Origin of the sequence: Granulibacter bethesdensis (assembly GCF_001889545.1) — a bacterium.
In the GTDB taxonomy this organism is placed as follows: Bacteria; Pseudomonadota; Alphaproteobacteria; order Acetobacterales; family Acetobacteraceae; genus Granulibacter; species Granulibacter bethesdensis_B.
This window is the reverse complement of the sequence record NZ_CP018194.1, coordinates 2187495-2201938: the sequence shown is the minus strand read 5'-3', so window position 1 is coordinate 2201938 and position 14444 is coordinate 2187495. Positions and strand designations below refer to the sequence as shown.

Genomic DNA, 14444 nt, shown 5'->3' with positions numbered 1-14444 from the left:
ACAGGCGGTGATATAGCCATGTTTCAGATACATTGATGCGTTCTCAAAATAATTTATTGAGAATATTTCTCATTATCATTATGACCCGCCCGATCAATTCGGGAATGATGACATGAAACCGTTGTCTCAGCGCATCAGGATACGTAACGCGGGTTGTGTATTTGGATCTGTTTGCCTTGCGGTGGGGTTTCCATGGATTTCGGCGCATGCGCAGGAGGCAGGGGCACTGCCGCAGCTCAATGTATCGGGACAGCAGGAAACGGCGCTGGGACCGGTCAAGGGATTTCTGGCCCGCAAAAGTGTTGCGGCCACGAAAACCGATACGCCCCTGATGCAGACATCGCAGAATGTCACGGTCATCACGCGTGACAGGCTGGAAGATCTGAACATCCGCAGCATTGCCGAGGCAATGCGTTATACGGCCGGTGTTACGGATGTTGGTGGCCGGGACGATCCGCGTGGTTTCGGCGGCACGATCCGCGGCTTTACGCCTGATACCTACCTGGATGGGCTGAAACTGCCGCTGGCCAGTGCATCGCAGACTTTCGATCTGGAGCCGTACGGGTTGGAACGGATTGACGTGCTGCGGGGAGCCAATGCAGCGTTGTACGGTTCCGGCCAGCTGGGCGGTATCATCAATGCGGTCAGCAAACAGCCTCGTCTTGATCATACCAACGAGGTGCAGGTGCAGGGTGGTTCTTTCAACCGTATTCAGGGGGCTGCCGATCTGGGTGGCCGGCTGACTGACGATGGTTCCTGGCTGTGGCGGCTGAACGGGCTGATGCGCAAATCAGATACGTTTGTCGATAATATCCTGAACAACCGGATCTATGTTGCGCCGTCGGTGAAATGGGCCGGTGAGAAAACGACAGTCACCTTTCTGTCCAGTTATATGCAGATCGATGCCGGATCGGCGGCCCAGTTTCTGCCCGCTATTGGTACGGTGTTTCCAAGTCGCTACGGCTATATCCGGCAAAGTCTGAATACCGGCGATCCGAATTATGATGTCTATTCGAAGCGCGAGGTTTCGGTGGGGTATCTCGCCGAGCATCATGTGACGGATCGCTGGACCCTGCGGCAGAATCTCCGTTTCATGCATGAGGATCTGAATTATCGCACTGTGACCACCACCGGCCTTGCCGCCAATCAGCGCAGTATTACGCGGCAGGCGCAGCAGCAGTTGAACATGTTCAACACGCTGGCCGTCGATAATCAGTCAGAAGTGCATTTTGCGACCGGCCCTGTCACGCATGATCTGCTGACGGGTGTGAATATCACGACCCAGTTCATCTCCATACGCCGTGGGCAGGGAACGGGGCCATCGCTGGATCTTTATGCGCCTGTCTATCGCAGTGTGAAGGCTCCGGCCTATGCATCGACGATCAACACCAATGAGACCCAGATTCAGACCGGCGTTTATGTGCAGGATCAGATCGCCTGGCAGCACTGGCGCCTGACCCTGACAGGGCGTGAGGATTTTGTTTCTGACAGTCTGACCAACAACAAAAACCGCTCCACGCAGAACAGCGATCCGACGCATTTCAGCTATCGCGCCGGACTGCTGTATGCGGCCGATAATGGCCTGTCGCCGTATGTGACCTATGCCACTTCGTTCCAGCCGCAGACGGGGGTGGATCGGGTTGGTAACAGCTATGTGCCGACCACGGGTAATCAGGTAGAGGTCGGCATCAAATACAAGCCGGTGCATCGCGACATCATGTTCACGGTTGATGCATTTGATCTGACCCAGCAGAATGTTCTGACGCCTGATCCGAACAACGCCAATTTCTCGATCCAGACAGGAGAAATCCGCACGCGCGGTGCTGAAGCGGAGGCGACTGGCAATCTGACCCCAACCCTGCGGATGATTGCTGCCCTGACCTATCAGGAACCGCTGATCACCAGCAGCAACGAAAAAGGAGCGACCGGATCACGCCCTGTTTTCGTGCCGAGCCATATGGCGAGCCTGTATATGGAAAAGGAATTTCCGGTTTCTGAACGCTGGAATTTCGCGCTCGGCAGTGGTGTCCGCTATAATGGCGAGACATCGGGGGCTGTGCCGAATACGTTCAATGTCCCGAGTTCGGTGCAGTTCGACCTGACGGCGCGGGTGGAAATGGATCGCTGGCGGTTGCAGGTCAATGCGACCAATCTGGCGGATCGTCGTATCGTGGCTGGCTGTGTGCGGATGACGAGCTGCTACTATGCGACGGGCCGTGCCGTGTTCGCTACGCTTGGTTATCGCTGGTAGTCTGCTCTGACATGTCCTGCGCGACTTCCAGCAGGCGTGACAGGATCGGCGCTGTGTCATCACGGCGCCAGATCATGCCGGTTTCCAGGATCGGCGCATCCTCCTTCAGATCGACATAGCGCACACCTGTCCGGGCGAGGTGGCGCAGGGAGGCCGGCACGAGCGCGATCCCCATCCCTGCCGAGACGAGGCTGATGATCGTCTGCATCTGGATCGCCTCCTGAGCGATGGCGGCTCCTCCGCCATGTGTGGCGTGGTAGTGCGTGACCAGATCGTAGAAAGCCGGTGCGGAGTGTCGGGGAAAGATGATCAGCGGCGACTGCATGATGGCATGGGGCGAAAGGTCGGGACTGTTATCCGGTACAGCCGCGATCAGTTTTTCCCGCGTCAGGGGGTGATACGCCAGCGCGCCCGGTAATGTGCTGCGATCGGGATGGATGACGATCCCGGCATGACCTCTGCCGTTCAGCAGGGCATCGATCTGGACGTCACTGGTGGCCTCGGTGAGGACGATCTCCACATCCGGGTACAACGCCGCATACCGGCGCACCAGGGATGGCAGGATGCTGTAATCCGCTGTGCTGACGAAAGACAGTTCCAGCCGTCCGGCTTCTCCGTCCCGCAGGCGGCGCGCGATGCCGGGCAGTGCTTCCAGCGAGGCCAGCGCGGCGCGGACATGCGGCAGCCATTGCTGGCCGAACGGGCTTAACGCCACGCTGCGGCGGGAGCGGATGAACAGCGCCGCTCCCAATTGCCGTTCCAGCGCCAGAATGGACTGGCTCAGCGGTGGCTGTGTCATGTTCAGACGCTCGGCGGCCCGCCCGAAATGCAGCGTTTCCGCGACCGTCAGAAAATGCCGGAGCTGCCGGGCCTCCATCAGTGATATCTCCAGCGACTGAATGGAAGCAGAATAATAGATTTTTCCTACTCTGGAAAACGGCGTATGAGGGGCGGAACATTTCCAAGGTTCGAACCATGCCACAGTATCGATCCCGGACCACCACCCATGGCCGCAATATGGCGGGCGCACGCGGACTCTGGCGCGCGACCGGCATGAAGGATGGTGATTTCGGCAAGCCTATTATCGCGGTCGTCAACAGCTTCACCCAGTTTGTGCCGGGCCACGTGCATCTGAAGGATCTCGGCCAGCTGGTGGCGCGGGAAATCGAGGCCGCCGGCGGCGTCGCCAAGGAATTCAATACCATCGCGGTCGATGACGGGATCGCGATGGGACATGACGGTATGCTCTACTCCCTCCCGAGCCGCGAGCTGATTGCCGACAGTGTCGAATATATGGTGAACGCCCATTGTGCCGATGCGATGGTCTGCATCTCCAACTGTGACAAGATCACGCCCGGCATGCTGATGGCCGCCATGCGACTGAACATTCCGTCGGTGTTCGTCTCCGGTGGTCCGATGGAGGCCGGAAAGACCGTGGTGAAAGGGGCGAAGCGCGCGCTCGATCTGGTCGATGCCATGGTCGTGGCGGCGGATGAATCCTACACGGATGAAGAGGTTCAGGCTGTCGAGCGCTCGGCCTGTCCGACCTGCGGGTCATGTTCCGGTATGTTCACCGCCAATTCCATGAACTGCCTGACCGAGGCGCTGGGCCTGTCCCTGCCGGGCAATGGTTCCGTGCTCGCGACCCATGCCGACCGGGAAAAACTGTTCCGGGAGGCTGGCCATCTGATCGTTGATCTCGCCCGGCGGTGGTACGAGCAGGATGATGTCTCGGCCACGCCGCGCGGTATCGCCACCCATGCGGCGTTCGAGAATGCGATGAGCCTCGATATCGCCATGGGCGGCTCGACCAACACGGTGCTGCATCTGCTTGCGGCGGCTCAGGAAGCGGGCGTGGACTTCACCATGGCCGATATTGACCGTCTGTCGCGCCGGGTTCCCTGCCTGTGCAAGGTCGCGCCTGCCAAATCTGATGTGCATATGGAAGACGTGCATCGGGCCGGTGGCATTATGGCTATTCTGGGTGAGCTGGAGCGTGCCGGTCTGCTTGATGCCTCCCGCCCGACCGTGCATGCGCCGACGCTGAAAGATGCGTTGGAACGTTGGGATATTGGCCGTACCAGCAGCGAGGAAGTTCGCACCTTCTTCCGCGCTGCACCGGGGGGCGTGCCGACACAGGTCGCGTTCAGCCAGTCTGCACGGTGGGATAGCGTGGATGAGGACCGCCAGAATGGTGTGATCCGGTCCGCTGAGCATCCGTTCTCGCATGATGGCGGCTTGGCAGTGCTGTTCGGCAACCTCGCCCCGGAAGGCTGTATCGTCAAAACCGCCGGGGTGGATGAATCCATCCTGACATTCCGTGGCACGGCCCGGGTTTATGAGAGCCAGGATGCGGCGGTGTCCGGCATTCTCGGCGGTCAGGTGGTGGCGGGTGATGTGGTGGTGATCCGCTATGAAGGTCCGAAAGGTGGGCCGGGTATGCAGGAGATGCTGTATCCGACCAGCTATCTGAAATCCAAAGGTCTGGGCAAGCTTTGCGCGCTGGTGACGGATGGCCGTTTCTCGGGCGGCACCTCCGGCCTGTCGATCGGGCATGTCTCGCCGGAAGCGGCGGAAGGCGGTCTGATCGCGCTGGTGGAAACCGGCGATCCGGTTCTGATCGATATTCCGAACCGCATCATCAGCATCGAATTGCCGGATGAGGTGCTGGCCGCACGTCGCGCCGAGATGGAAGCGAAGGGGGAGGCGGCATGGAAGCCCGCCGAACGCCAGCGCAAGGTCTCGCCTGCCCTGCGGGCTTATGCAGCCATGACCACGAATGCTGCCCGTGGCGCGGTGCGTGACGTGTCGCAGGTCGAACGTAAACGCTGATCTGAAAAGCGGTCTCCTCCTCTTCCCATATAGCCGCGGAAAGGGGAGGAGAGCTTTATCGGGATACCCTGTTCAGTTGATCCGGTGATCAATGAAACAGCGGCGCTGCCTTAATGATGGTTTTCCAGATACCCCAGGCAATCGGCAGACCAACGATCAGCCATGGCAGAATCAAGGCGGCAGAAAATCCACCCACACCGATCCCGAAGGAGCCGGTGGCATAATGCCCTTTGCTGCCATCCGTTTGAAGGCTGGCCAGTTCCGCCTCTGACATGAACGCATAGGTGGGAAGAGGACGCACCAGCCAGTTTGCAATCAGACCGAGGATCAGCAGCCCGGCGAGAATGTGGAAGGTGGTATCATACAGATGCACCGGATCAGATGATCCGAACATGGCGGGCAGCACCGTGACCAGAGTTGGTCCGACCACTCCCGCTGTTGACCATGCCGTCAGCAGGCGACCATGGATGGCCCCCACAAAGCGGGTGCCGAAAATATCGGCCAGATAGGCAGGGATCGTGGAAAAACCACCCCCATACATGGACAGAATGACGCAGAACGCCAGCACGAACAGCGCCTTGTGTCCGGCATGCGCGGCAACGGGTGTCAGTGTGTAGAGCACCGCACCGAGGATGAAGAAAATCGTATAGGTCAGCTTGCGTCCGATCTTGTCGGAAATGGTCGCCCAGAAAAACCGGCCACCGATATTGAACAGGGACAACAAACTGACGAAACCGCCTGCCACACCTGCAACCGCTGTTTTCTGCGCAAGAGACAGATCAGCGAGTGTCATACCCGGCTGATCAATCAGGGCGCCGCCGAAAATACGCTGCAACATGGGGGAGGCGATGGACAGCACCGCGATCCCGGCGCTCACATTGAGCATCAGTACCGCCCAGAGCAGCCAGAATTGTGGCGTTTTCCATGCCCGGCCCAGATGCACGTGACCCTGTGCGATCATCCGCTTGGTGGTGGCGGTGCCGCTGAAGCCATCCGGTCTCCATCCATCCGGCGGAATGCGATAGGCGAAGGCACCGCCCAGCATGAACACCAGATAAATCAGTCCCATAGCGGTGAAGGTCTGCCACAGACCATGCTGCGTGATGGCATGGGTGGCCGGATCGACCACGCGGAAATGCTGCAACAGCATCAGGGCCAGCGGACTGCCGACGACGGCACCGCCGCCAAAGCCCATGATGGCCATGCCGGTTGCCATGCCCCGGCGATCAGGGAACCATTTGATCAGGGTTGAAACCGGAGAAATATAACCAATTCCCAGCCCGATCCCGCCAATCACACCGAGGCCCAGCCAGATCAGCCAGAGTTGGTGCTGATAAATCCCCAGTGCGGAGATCAGCCAGCCGCCCGACCAGCACAAAGCCGCCACGACGCCTGCACGGCGCGGGCCAACCCGTTCCAGCCATCCGCCCCAGATGGCGGCGGAAATACCGAGAAAAACGATGCCGAGTTTGAAGGCGGTGACCAGCGATCCTTCAGACCAGTCACAGTCTGTCGTGGTCAGTTGAGCCAGTTCGCCCATAGAGGCCGGGCAGGCAGTGCCGATGATTTTCTGCATCGGCAGCCAGAACACCGACAGGCCGTAGGCCATGCCGATGCAAAGGTGAATGGCCAGTGCCGCGGGCGGCACCAGCCAGCGATTGAAACCAGGCTGAGCGATGATGCGCGCCCGGTCCAGAATACCTGGATCAGCTTGAGGCGCGGTGATCTCCGTGCTGCTCATCTGTGTCGAATCCCCCCGGAGGTGTGTTTGGATCTTCTTTTGGATTGGATCCCGTCACCGCACGTGGCTGCATCCCGGCAAGGGGATCGTGGTCGGACGGTTTCACATCACGGGACATTAAATACTCTCCAGCTTTTTGCGCCAGAGGGCTCAGAGCCGGATTATGTGATTCTATGATGGCGTCGAAGGCGCGCCGCATACGCGGTTCCCAGTACAGCACAATGTGCTCGGCGATGCCGGAGACGGCTGTTTCTTCCGGCCGGTGGGAGAAAAAACCGGCAATCTGATTGGCCATTGTCACGAGGCGGTCATTGGTGGCGGTCACGGGACAATTTCCCTTGCGATGGTTGGGGTCGATCAGTCAGAGGTCAGGCGCACACACTGTTTTACGGTGGTGTTGATCCAGGATGCAGCCAGGTGACGTTGCCGGGCTGCTCACGGTTTGTATCCGCCTCATGGCAAGGAATGCGCCATGGATGGGTGAACAGCTCGAATCCGTCGCGCCGTGCTATAGCTGCAAGCGTGATATTGGCGGCTTCCGCAGTACGGATGGCCAGAGTGGTGGGGGCAGAGACAGCGACGACAATGCCAGCGCCCATATGGGCCGCTTTCTGCACCATCTCTACCGAAACGCGACTGGTCAGCAGCACAAGCCCGGAGGAAGCAGGGATACCGCTGCGGGCCAGAAAACCGGCCAGTTTATCAAGCGCGTTATGTCGACCGACATCTTCCCGGATGGCCAGCAGACCCTGCCCGGGCTGCCAGAAAGCTGCTGCATGAACAGCATGGGTGCGCAGATTCAGCGTCTGCACGGGGGAGAGGGCTTCCATCGCCGTGACGATGGTTTCAGCATCAATCACCAGATCAGCCGAGACGCGTGGCGGGGATTTTGCGGCCTCGTCCAGACTTTCCATGCCACACAGGCCGCAACCGGTGGCACCTGTGACGTGGCGTCGGCGGGCAATGAAGGCTGCATCACGGGTTTGCGTCAGATCCATGCGGAGTTCAACGCCATGCGTTACCTCCACGATCTCCAGAGTTTCAATGTCGTGAGGACTGTCGATCAGCCCCTCCGCCAGACTGAAACCGACCGCGAAATCTTCAAGATCGGCGGGTGTCGCCATCATCACCGCATGCGTGGCGCGGCCATAGGTGAGCGCGACGGGTGTTTCCTCAGGGATGATCCGCTCATGAGGCTGATAGGCGGATGTGCCGGTCGTGTAGCGATTGGGCCGGACTTTATGGCTGGTGCGCATGAGGAAAAAAGGATCAATCCCGCGCCCTCTGACCAGAAGGCGCGGGATTGAATATCCTTATTCCGCAGCCGCCGGGATAATCCGGCGGGCCTGCGTGGAGTGATCGCCGTACTCACGCTGCCACTCGGTGGGGCCGTTGCTGCGCTGTACCTGCACGGCCGTGACCTTGTATTCCGGGCAGTTGGTGGCCCAGTCGGAGTTGTCGGTGGTTACAACATTGGCCTGGCTCGCCGGGTGATGGAACGTGGTGTAGACCACGCCCGGCGGAACCTTTTCGGTGATGCGTGCCCGCAGCGATGTCGCGCCGGAGCGGCTTTCCAGTTTCACCCAGTCCCCATCACGCACGCCGCGATCTTCGGCGTCTTTCGGATGGATATCCAGCCGGTCTTCCTCATGCCACATGGAGTTATGGGTGCGGCGTGTCTGCGCCCCCACGTTATACTGGCTGAGAATACGACCGGTGGTGAGCAGAAGCGGAAAGAGCGGGCCGGTCTTTTCGTCAGTGGCGATATATTCAGTGACGACGAAATAGCCCTTGCCGCGGCTGAACTGGCCAATATGCATGATCGGCATGCCATCTGGATGCTCATCATTGCACGGCCACTGCACAGAGCCGACCTCATCGAGTTTCGCATAAGAAACAAGGGCGAAGTTCGGGGTGGTGGCGGCAATCTCGTCCATGATCTCGGACGGGTGGTTGTAGTGCATGGGATAGCCCATGGCCTTGGCCAGCATCTGGGTAATTTCCCAGTCACCATAACCATTTTTCGGCGACATCACCTTGCGCACGCGGTTGATGCGGCGTTCGGCATTGGTGAAGGTTCCGTCCTTCTCAAGGAAGGAGCAGCCCGGCAGGAACACATGGGCATAGTCGGCGGTTTCGTTCAGGAACAGGTCCTGAACGACAACGCATTCCATGTTCTTCAGACCGGCGATCATATGGGTGGTATCGGGGTCGGACTGAACAATGTCCTCACCCTGAATATAGATGCCTTTGTAAGTGCCATCGACGGCGGCATCGATCATGTTCGGGATGCGCAGCCCCGGCTCGGCATCCAGCGACACGCCCCACAGCGCTTCGAACTGGGTGCGGGCGGCATCGTTGGAAACGTGGCGGTAATCGGTGAATTCATGGGGGAAAGACCCCATGTCGCACGAACCCTGCACGTTGTTCTGACCACGCAGCGGGTTCACGCCTACGCCACGACGGCCCAGATTACCGGTTGCCATGGCGAGGTTGGCAATGGCCATCACCGTCGTCGTGCCCTGGCTGTGCTCGGTCACGCCCAGACCATAATAGATCGCGGCATTCCCGCCGGTCGCATAGAGACGGGCAGCGCCACGGATATCCTCGGCACTGACGCCGCAGATTTCGGCGACGGCTTCCGGGCTGTTTTCCGGGCGGGTCACGAACTGCACCCAGTCCTGAAAGGACTCCCAATCGGTGCGTTCACGCACGAAAGCCTCATCCAGCAGCCCCTCCGTCACAACCACATGGGCCAGTGCGGAGACAATGGCGACATTGGTTCCGGGGCGCAGCGGCAGATGGAAATCGGCCTTGATATGCGGAGATTTCACCAGATCGGTTTTACGCGGATCGATCACGATCAGCTTCGCGCCCTCCCGCAGGCGACGCTTCATCTGGCTGCCGAACACGGGGTGGGCATCGACCGGATTGGCACCAATCACCAGAATGACATCGCTTTCCTCGACGCTGTCAAAATCCTGTGTGCCTGCGGATGTGCCGTAGGTTGTTTTAAGCCCGTACCCGGTGGGAGAATGGCAGACCCGGGCGCAGGTGTCGACATTGTTATTGCCGAACACGGCGCGCACCAGCTTCTGCACCAGATAGGTTTCTTCATTGGTGCAGCGGGAGGAGGTAATACCGCCGATGGATGAACGGCCGTATTTTTCCTGAATCCGGCGGAATTCTTTTGCAGTGTACTGGATGGCTTCATCCCAGCTCACCACCCGCCACGGATCAGTGATTTTTTCACGGATCATCGGCTCAAGCTGACGATCCTTGTGCAGCGCGTAGCCGTAGGCGAAGCGGCCCTTGACGCAGCTATGGCCATGATTGGCCTTGCCGTCCTTGTAGGGAACCATGCGCACGATCTGTTCGCCGCGCATTTCCGCCTTGAAGCTGCACCCGACGCCGCAATAGGCGCAGGTGGTGACTTCGGAATGTTCCGGCTGGCCGATTTCGATGACGGATTTTTCCATCAGGGTTGCGGTCGGGCAGGCCTGCACACAGGCGCCGCAGGAAACGCATTCCGAGGAAAAGAAATTGTCATGCGCAGCACCGGGGGAGACGCGGCTTTCAAAGCCACGGCCCTCAATGGTCAGGGCGAACGTGCCCTGCACTTCCTCACAGGCGCGGACGCAGCGATTACAGACGATGCACTTGGACGGATCGTACTGGAAATAGGGGTTACTGACATCCTTGCTGTCATGCAGGTGGTTTTCACCCTCATAACCGTAGCGGACCTCACGCAGGCCGACCGCGCCGGCCATATCCTGAAGCTCGCAATCACCGTTCGCGGAGCAGGTCAGGCAGTCCAGCGGATGGTCGGAGATATACAGCTCCATCACGCCCTTGCGCAGGCGGGCCAGACGGTCAGTCTGGGTATGCACCACCATGCCTTCCATGGCTGGTGTGGTGCAGGAAGCCGGGGTGCCCGGACGCCCCTCGATTTCCACCAGACAGAGGCGGCAGGAACCGAAGGCCTTCAGATTGTCGGAGGCGCAGAGCTTGGGCACCGTAATGCCGGTATCCATGGCGGCGCGCATCAGGGAGGTACCTTCCGGCACCGTGACCTGGCGTCCGTCGATGGTCAGGGTGACGGATTTTTCACTGACGACTTTTGGCGTGCCATAGTCGATTTCTTCCACGAGCGGCATGGGAGGTCTCCTTTCGCTTATTCCGCTGCCACCGGGACGGTGCGGGGAGCGAAATCCTCGGGGAAATGGGTCATCGCGCTGACCACCGGATAGGGGGTGAAGCCGCCCAGCGCGCACAGGGAGCCAAACTTCATTGTGTTGCAGAGATCTTCCAGCACGGCATAGTTCTTGTCGTGCTGTTCCCCGCGCAGCAGCTTGTCGAGCGTCTCGACCCCGCGTGTGGAGCCGATACGGCATGGTGTGCACTTGCCGCAGCTTTCCTCGGCGCAGAATTCCATGGCGAAGCGGGCCATGTGGGCCATATCGACGGTGTCGTCGAAAATGACGATGCCACCATGGCCGATCAGCCCGTCCTTCGCTGCAAAGGCTTCGTAGTCGAATGGTGTGTCGAACAGGGCGCGTGGGAAATAGGCTCCCAGCGGACCACCGATCTGCACGGCGCGTACCGGACGGCCGGTCAGCGTGCCGCCACCGATCTCATCGACCAGTTCGCCCAGCGTGATACCGAAGGCGATCTCGAACAGGCCGCCCTGCTTGACGTTGCCAGCGATCTGGATCGGCATGGTCCCGCGGGAACGACCGAGGCCGAACGCCGCATAAGCCTCCCCGCCATGGGTCAGGATCCACGGCACGGAGGTCAGGGAGATCACGTTGTTGATGACGGTTGGCTGGCCGAACAGGCCGGACAGAGCGGGCAGAGGCGGTTTGGCACGGACCACGCCGCGCTTGCCTTCCAGACTGTCCAGCAGCGCGGTTTCCTCGCCACAGACATAGGCTCCGGCGCCCTGACGCACTTCCATGTCAAAGGAAATGCCTGAGCCGAGAATGTTATCGCCCAGCATGCCCGCTTCGCGTGCGGCGATAATGGCGCGGTTCATCGCGTCAATGGCATGAGGATATTCGGAGCGCGTATAGACATAGCCCTTGGTCGCGCCAACGGCATAACCGGCGATGGTCATGCCTTCGATCAGCACGAAGGGATCGCCTTCCATGATCATGCGGTCGGCAAAAGTGCCGCTGTCGCCTTCATCGGCATTGCAGACGATGTATTTCTGGGCGGCCTTCGCACCCAGCACGGTTTTCCATTTGATGCCGGTTGGGAAGCCTGCGCCACCACGACCACGCAAGCCGGATTTGGTCACATCCTCGACCACCGCTTCCGGCGTCATGGTCAGGGCACGGGCAAGGCCTTTATATCCGCCATGGGCCTGATAATCGCTCAGGGAGCGCGGATCGACGATGCCACAGCGCTCGAAAGTCAGACGGGTCTGCTTCCTGAACCAGGGCATTTCCTCGGTCAGGCCATGGTGCAGCGCGTGCGGCTTGCCTTCCAGCATACCGGCATCCAGCAGGCCGGGCAGATCGCGTGCACTGACAGGGCCGTAGGCGACACGGCCCTGGGGGGTTTCGACCTCGACCAGCGTTTCCAGCCATAGCATCCCGCGGGAGCCATTCCGGATGATGGTGATATCCAGCGACCGTTCCTGAGCAAGCTGCTCCAGTTTGCGGGCGACGGCGTCAGCGCCGACCGCAAGGGCGGCCGCATCGCGGGGAACGAATACCTTGATGGTCATGCCACGCTCTCCAGCAGCGTATCGACATGGTCCTGATCAAGACGGCCATGCAGCTCGTTATCCAGCATTGCCGCGGGTGCGCAGGCGCACAGGCCGAGGCAGAACACCGGTTCAAGCGTCACGGCGCCATTGACCGTGGTTTCATGCCAGTCCACGCGGAGCTTCTCACGAACATGGTCAGCCAGGGCGTTGGCGCCCATCGCCTGACATGCTTCCGCGCGGCACAGTTTCAGAACGTGCCGACCGGGGGGATGGTTCTTGAAATCGTGATAAAAGCTGATGACACCGTGCACTTCGGCGCGGGATACGTTCAACGCATCCGCGAGCATTGGCACGACTTCTTCCGGTACATAGCCGAATTCAGCCTGCAGATCATGCAGGATAGGCAGCATGGCGCCTTCCTGATCACGATGGATATCGATAATTCTTGCAGCGCGTTCCGCGCTGAAAGCGTCCTTGGCCATGATTTGGCTCACCACGCTTGATTCGGTTTCCTCTGGAACCTGTTATCTGCGCCCTTCATCTGCTCCCATCAAGATGCGAGTCGTTATGCTGCGATAGAACAATTCTATCATCCCAGCGAAAAAGCAATTCAAATGAGAATAGTTCGCATTATTAAATAATGAATGCACGCACTTGCTGCCTCCGGCTGCTGACAGAGCCGGAGGGGCAGAAATCGCCTGACTATGGACTGTTTTTAGCGTGTTGAGGCTGCCGCAGAACGATCCAGCTCGGCCGTCAGGTTTTCGGCTTCCGTGGCCAGTGCCGCGATCAGCGGCGTCAATGGATCACGGTGCGGAATCACCAGGCCAACAGTTGGGGCGGGTGGGCCTCCAACAATTGGAATGGCCCTTAATTCTGGATTCAGCCCCAGAATATCGATGAGTCTGGCGGGCATGATGCTGGCCCATGCGCCGGTGCGGAGGTGAGACCACAGACCGATCATGGAATTGGATTCCAGACTGACTTTCGGTTCCGCGCCGGCTGAGGACAACATCCTGTCGAGAATCCGGCGATTTTGCATGTCCGGTGTCAGCAGACAGAGCGGCAGACCGGACATATCCTGCCAGGCTACTTCCTCCCGGTCGCCCAGCGGTGCATGAGGGGCCGTCACCAGGCAATAATGTTCCCGATAGAGTGGAATCGCACGGACCCGGCCCAGCGGTTCGTTATCCAGATAGGAAATACCGGCATCCGCCTCGAAATTCTCGATCAGCGAGAGGGTTGCGATGGATGATTTTGAGACAATGGTAAAGGTGACATCCGGATGTTTGTTCCGGAATGGCGTGGTCAGGGTTGAGACGATCGGCATCGCGGTCGGGATGACGGCCAGACGGAGATTGCCATTCAGCCCGTATTTCAGCGCCTGAATTTCCTGACGCATGGCCTTGGTGTCGGTCGTGATGCGCCGTGCCCAGTCAAGCGCCCGCTCACCTTCCGGCGTGAAGCCGATAAACCGTGCGCCACGCTGTACCAGCAAAGCGCCAAGCTGCTCCTCAAGTTGTTTGAGGCCAGCTGAAAGGGTGGGTTGTGTGACGCCGCAGGTTTCAGCGGCCCGCCCAAAATGATGCTCCCGCGACAGGGCCAGGAGATACTCCAGCTTATCAATCACGAACTCTGTTCCAACTCTACTATCCGGCGCGAATCTGCCCGCAGGGCCATCATGGAGGTAAAACTTTCCATTGGCCAATTGATCCAGACGATTGACGGGCCGGGCAACACGCTTATATCGTCCGAATTGTCCAAAAACCAAAATACAGGAGGAACTTTAAAAATGGCCTGGAATACTCCGTCTGTGACTGAAATTGCTCTGGGTGCAGAAATCAACGCATACGCCTGCGCCGAGTAATTGGGTCTGCCCGCCTGATGTGACGCTTCCCAGCGTGGCA

General features: G+C 59.5%; 11 protein-coding genes. 3 read left to right on the top strand and 8 right to left on the bottom strand.

Annotated elements, in window-relative coordinates:
• The first annotated feature begins 112 nt into the window (after positions 1 to 112).
• Positions 113 to 2251: a TonB-dependent siderophore receptor gene (locus GbCGDNIH8_RS10090; protein WP_072573085.1), complete on the top strand. Its 2139-nt coding sequence runs from the start codon at positions 113 to 115 to the stop codon at positions 2249 to 2251.
• On the opposite strand, the gene GbCGDNIH8_RS10085 is transcribed toward GbCGDNIH8_RS10090, so the two are convergent.
• Complete coding sequence (locus GbCGDNIH8_RS10085; RefSeq protein ID WP_253736017.1) at positions 2229 to 3233, bottom strand: LysR family transcriptional regulator; 1005 nt, start codon at positions 3231 to 3233, stop codon at positions 2229 to 2231. The two genes, GbCGDNIH8_RS10090 and GbCGDNIH8_RS10085, sit on opposite strands and share 23 nt — an antisense overlap.
• On the opposite strand from GbCGDNIH8_RS10085, the gene ilvD reads away from it, so the two are divergent.
• A complete protein-coding gene (ilvD, locus tag GbCGDNIH8_RS10080; RefSeq protein WP_072573083.1) occupies positions 3227 to 5083 on the top strand; it encodes a dihydroxy-acid dehydratase in 1857 nt (618 codons plus the stop codon). The genes GbCGDNIH8_RS10085 and ilvD overlap by 7 nt on opposite strands.
• An 88-nt stretch (positions 5084 to 5171) precedes the next feature.
• On the opposite strand, the gene GbCGDNIH8_RS10075 is transcribed toward ilvD, so the two are convergent.
• From GbCGDNIH8_RS10075 to GbCGDNIH8_RS10045, 7 genes are all read right to left on the bottom strand, one after another.
• On the bottom strand, positions 5172 to 6824 hold the full coding sequence (locus tag GbCGDNIH8_RS10075) for an OFA family MFS transporter (RefSeq protein WP_072573082.1): 1653 nt from the start codon (positions 6822 to 6824) through the stop codon (positions 5172 to 5174).
• Positions 6790 to 7119 carry a formate dehydrogenase subunit delta gene (locus GbCGDNIH8_RS10070; RefSeq protein ID WP_072612695.1) on the bottom strand — a complete coding sequence of 110 codons (330 nt, stop codon included), beginning with the start codon at positions 7117 to 7119 and terminating at the stop codon, positions 6790 to 6792. The genes GbCGDNIH8_RS10075 and GbCGDNIH8_RS10070 overlap by 35 nt, the downstream gene beginning before the upstream one ends.
• Before the next feature lie 91 nt (positions 7120 to 7210).
• Complete coding sequence (gene fdhD / locus GbCGDNIH8_RS10065; RefSeq protein ID WP_072573080.1) at positions 7211 to 8080, bottom strand: formate dehydrogenase accessory sulfurtransferase FdhD; 870 nt, start codon at positions 8078 to 8080, stop codon at positions 7211 to 7213.
• Between the two features lie 57 nt (positions 8081 to 8137).
• The gene (gene fdhF, locus GbCGDNIH8_RS10060) at positions 8138 to 10981 is read right to left on the bottom strand and encodes a formate dehydrogenase subunit alpha (protein WP_072573079.1); all 2844 of its coding nucleotides are present in this window, start codon (positions 10979 to 10981) and stop codon (positions 8138 to 8140) included.
• A gap of 17 nt (positions 10982 to 10998) precedes the next feature.
• A complete protein-coding gene (locus GbCGDNIH8_RS10055) occupies positions 10999 to 12555 on the bottom strand; it encodes a formate dehydrogenase beta subunit (protein WP_072573078.1) in 1557 nt (518 codons plus the stop codon).
• A complete protein-coding gene (locus GbCGDNIH8_RS10050; protein ID WP_072573077.1) occupies positions 12552 to 13019 on the bottom strand; it encodes a formate dehydrogenase subunit gamma in 468 nt (155 codons plus the stop codon). The genes GbCGDNIH8_RS10055 and GbCGDNIH8_RS10050 overlap by 4 nt, the downstream gene beginning before the upstream one ends.
• A gap of 233 nt (positions 13020 to 13252) precedes the next feature.
• Positions 13253 to 14167: a LysR family transcriptional regulator gene (locus tag GbCGDNIH8_RS10045; RefSeq protein ID WP_072573076.1), complete on the bottom strand. Its 915-nt coding sequence runs from the start codon at positions 14165 to 14167 to the stop codon at positions 13253 to 13255.
• Positions 14168 to 14218: 51 nt separating this feature from the next.
• Between GbCGDNIH8_RS10045 and pqqA the strand changes: the two genes are divergently transcribed.
• The gene (gene pqqA, locus GbCGDNIH8_RS13150) at positions 14219 to 14404 is read left to right on the top strand and encodes a pyrroloquinoline quinone precursor peptide PqqA (RefSeq protein ID WP_072573075.1); all 186 of its coding nucleotides are present in this window, start codon (positions 14219 to 14221) and stop codon (positions 14402 to 14404) included.
• Positions 14405 to 14444 lie beyond the last annotated feature (40 nt).

Bases quoted from the DNA above. Each gene is read 5' to 3' on its own strand.
- GbCGDNIH8_RS10070 (WP_072612695.1), bottom strand. From the start codon at position 7,119: ATGGCCAATCAGATTGCCGGTTTTTTCTCCCACCGGCCGGAAGAAACA.
- GbCGDNIH8_RS10055 (WP_072573078.1), bottom strand. From the start codon at position 12,555: ATGACCATCAAGGTATTCGTTCCCCGCGATGCGGCCGCCCTTGCGGTC.
- pqqA (WP_072573075.1), top strand. From the start codon at position 14,219: ATGGAGGTAAAACTTTCCATTGGCCAATTGATCCAGACGATTGACGGG.
- GbCGDNIH8_RS10090 (WP_072573085.1), top strand. From the start codon at position 113: ATGAAACCGTTGTCTCAGCGCATCAGGATACGTAACGCGGGTTGTGTA.
- GbCGDNIH8_RS10075 (WP_072573082.1), bottom strand. From the start codon at position 6,824: ATGAGCAGCACGGAGATCACCGCGCCTCAAGCTGATCCAGGTATTCTG.
- GbCGDNIH8_RS10050 (WP_072573077.1), bottom strand. From the start codon at position 13,019: ATGGCCAAGGACGCTTTCAGCGCGGAACGCGCTGCAAGAATTATCGAT.
- fdhF (WP_072573079.1), bottom strand. From the start codon at position 10,981: ATGCCGCTCGTGGAAGAAATCGACTATGGCACGCCAAAAGTCGTCAGT.
- fdhD (WP_072573080.1), bottom strand. From the start codon at position 8,080: ATGCGCACCAGCCATAAAGTCCGGCCCAATCGCTACACGACCGGCACA.
- ilvD (WP_072573083.1), top strand. From the start codon at position 3,227: ATGCCACAGTATCGATCCCGGACCACCACCCATGGCCGCAATATGGCG.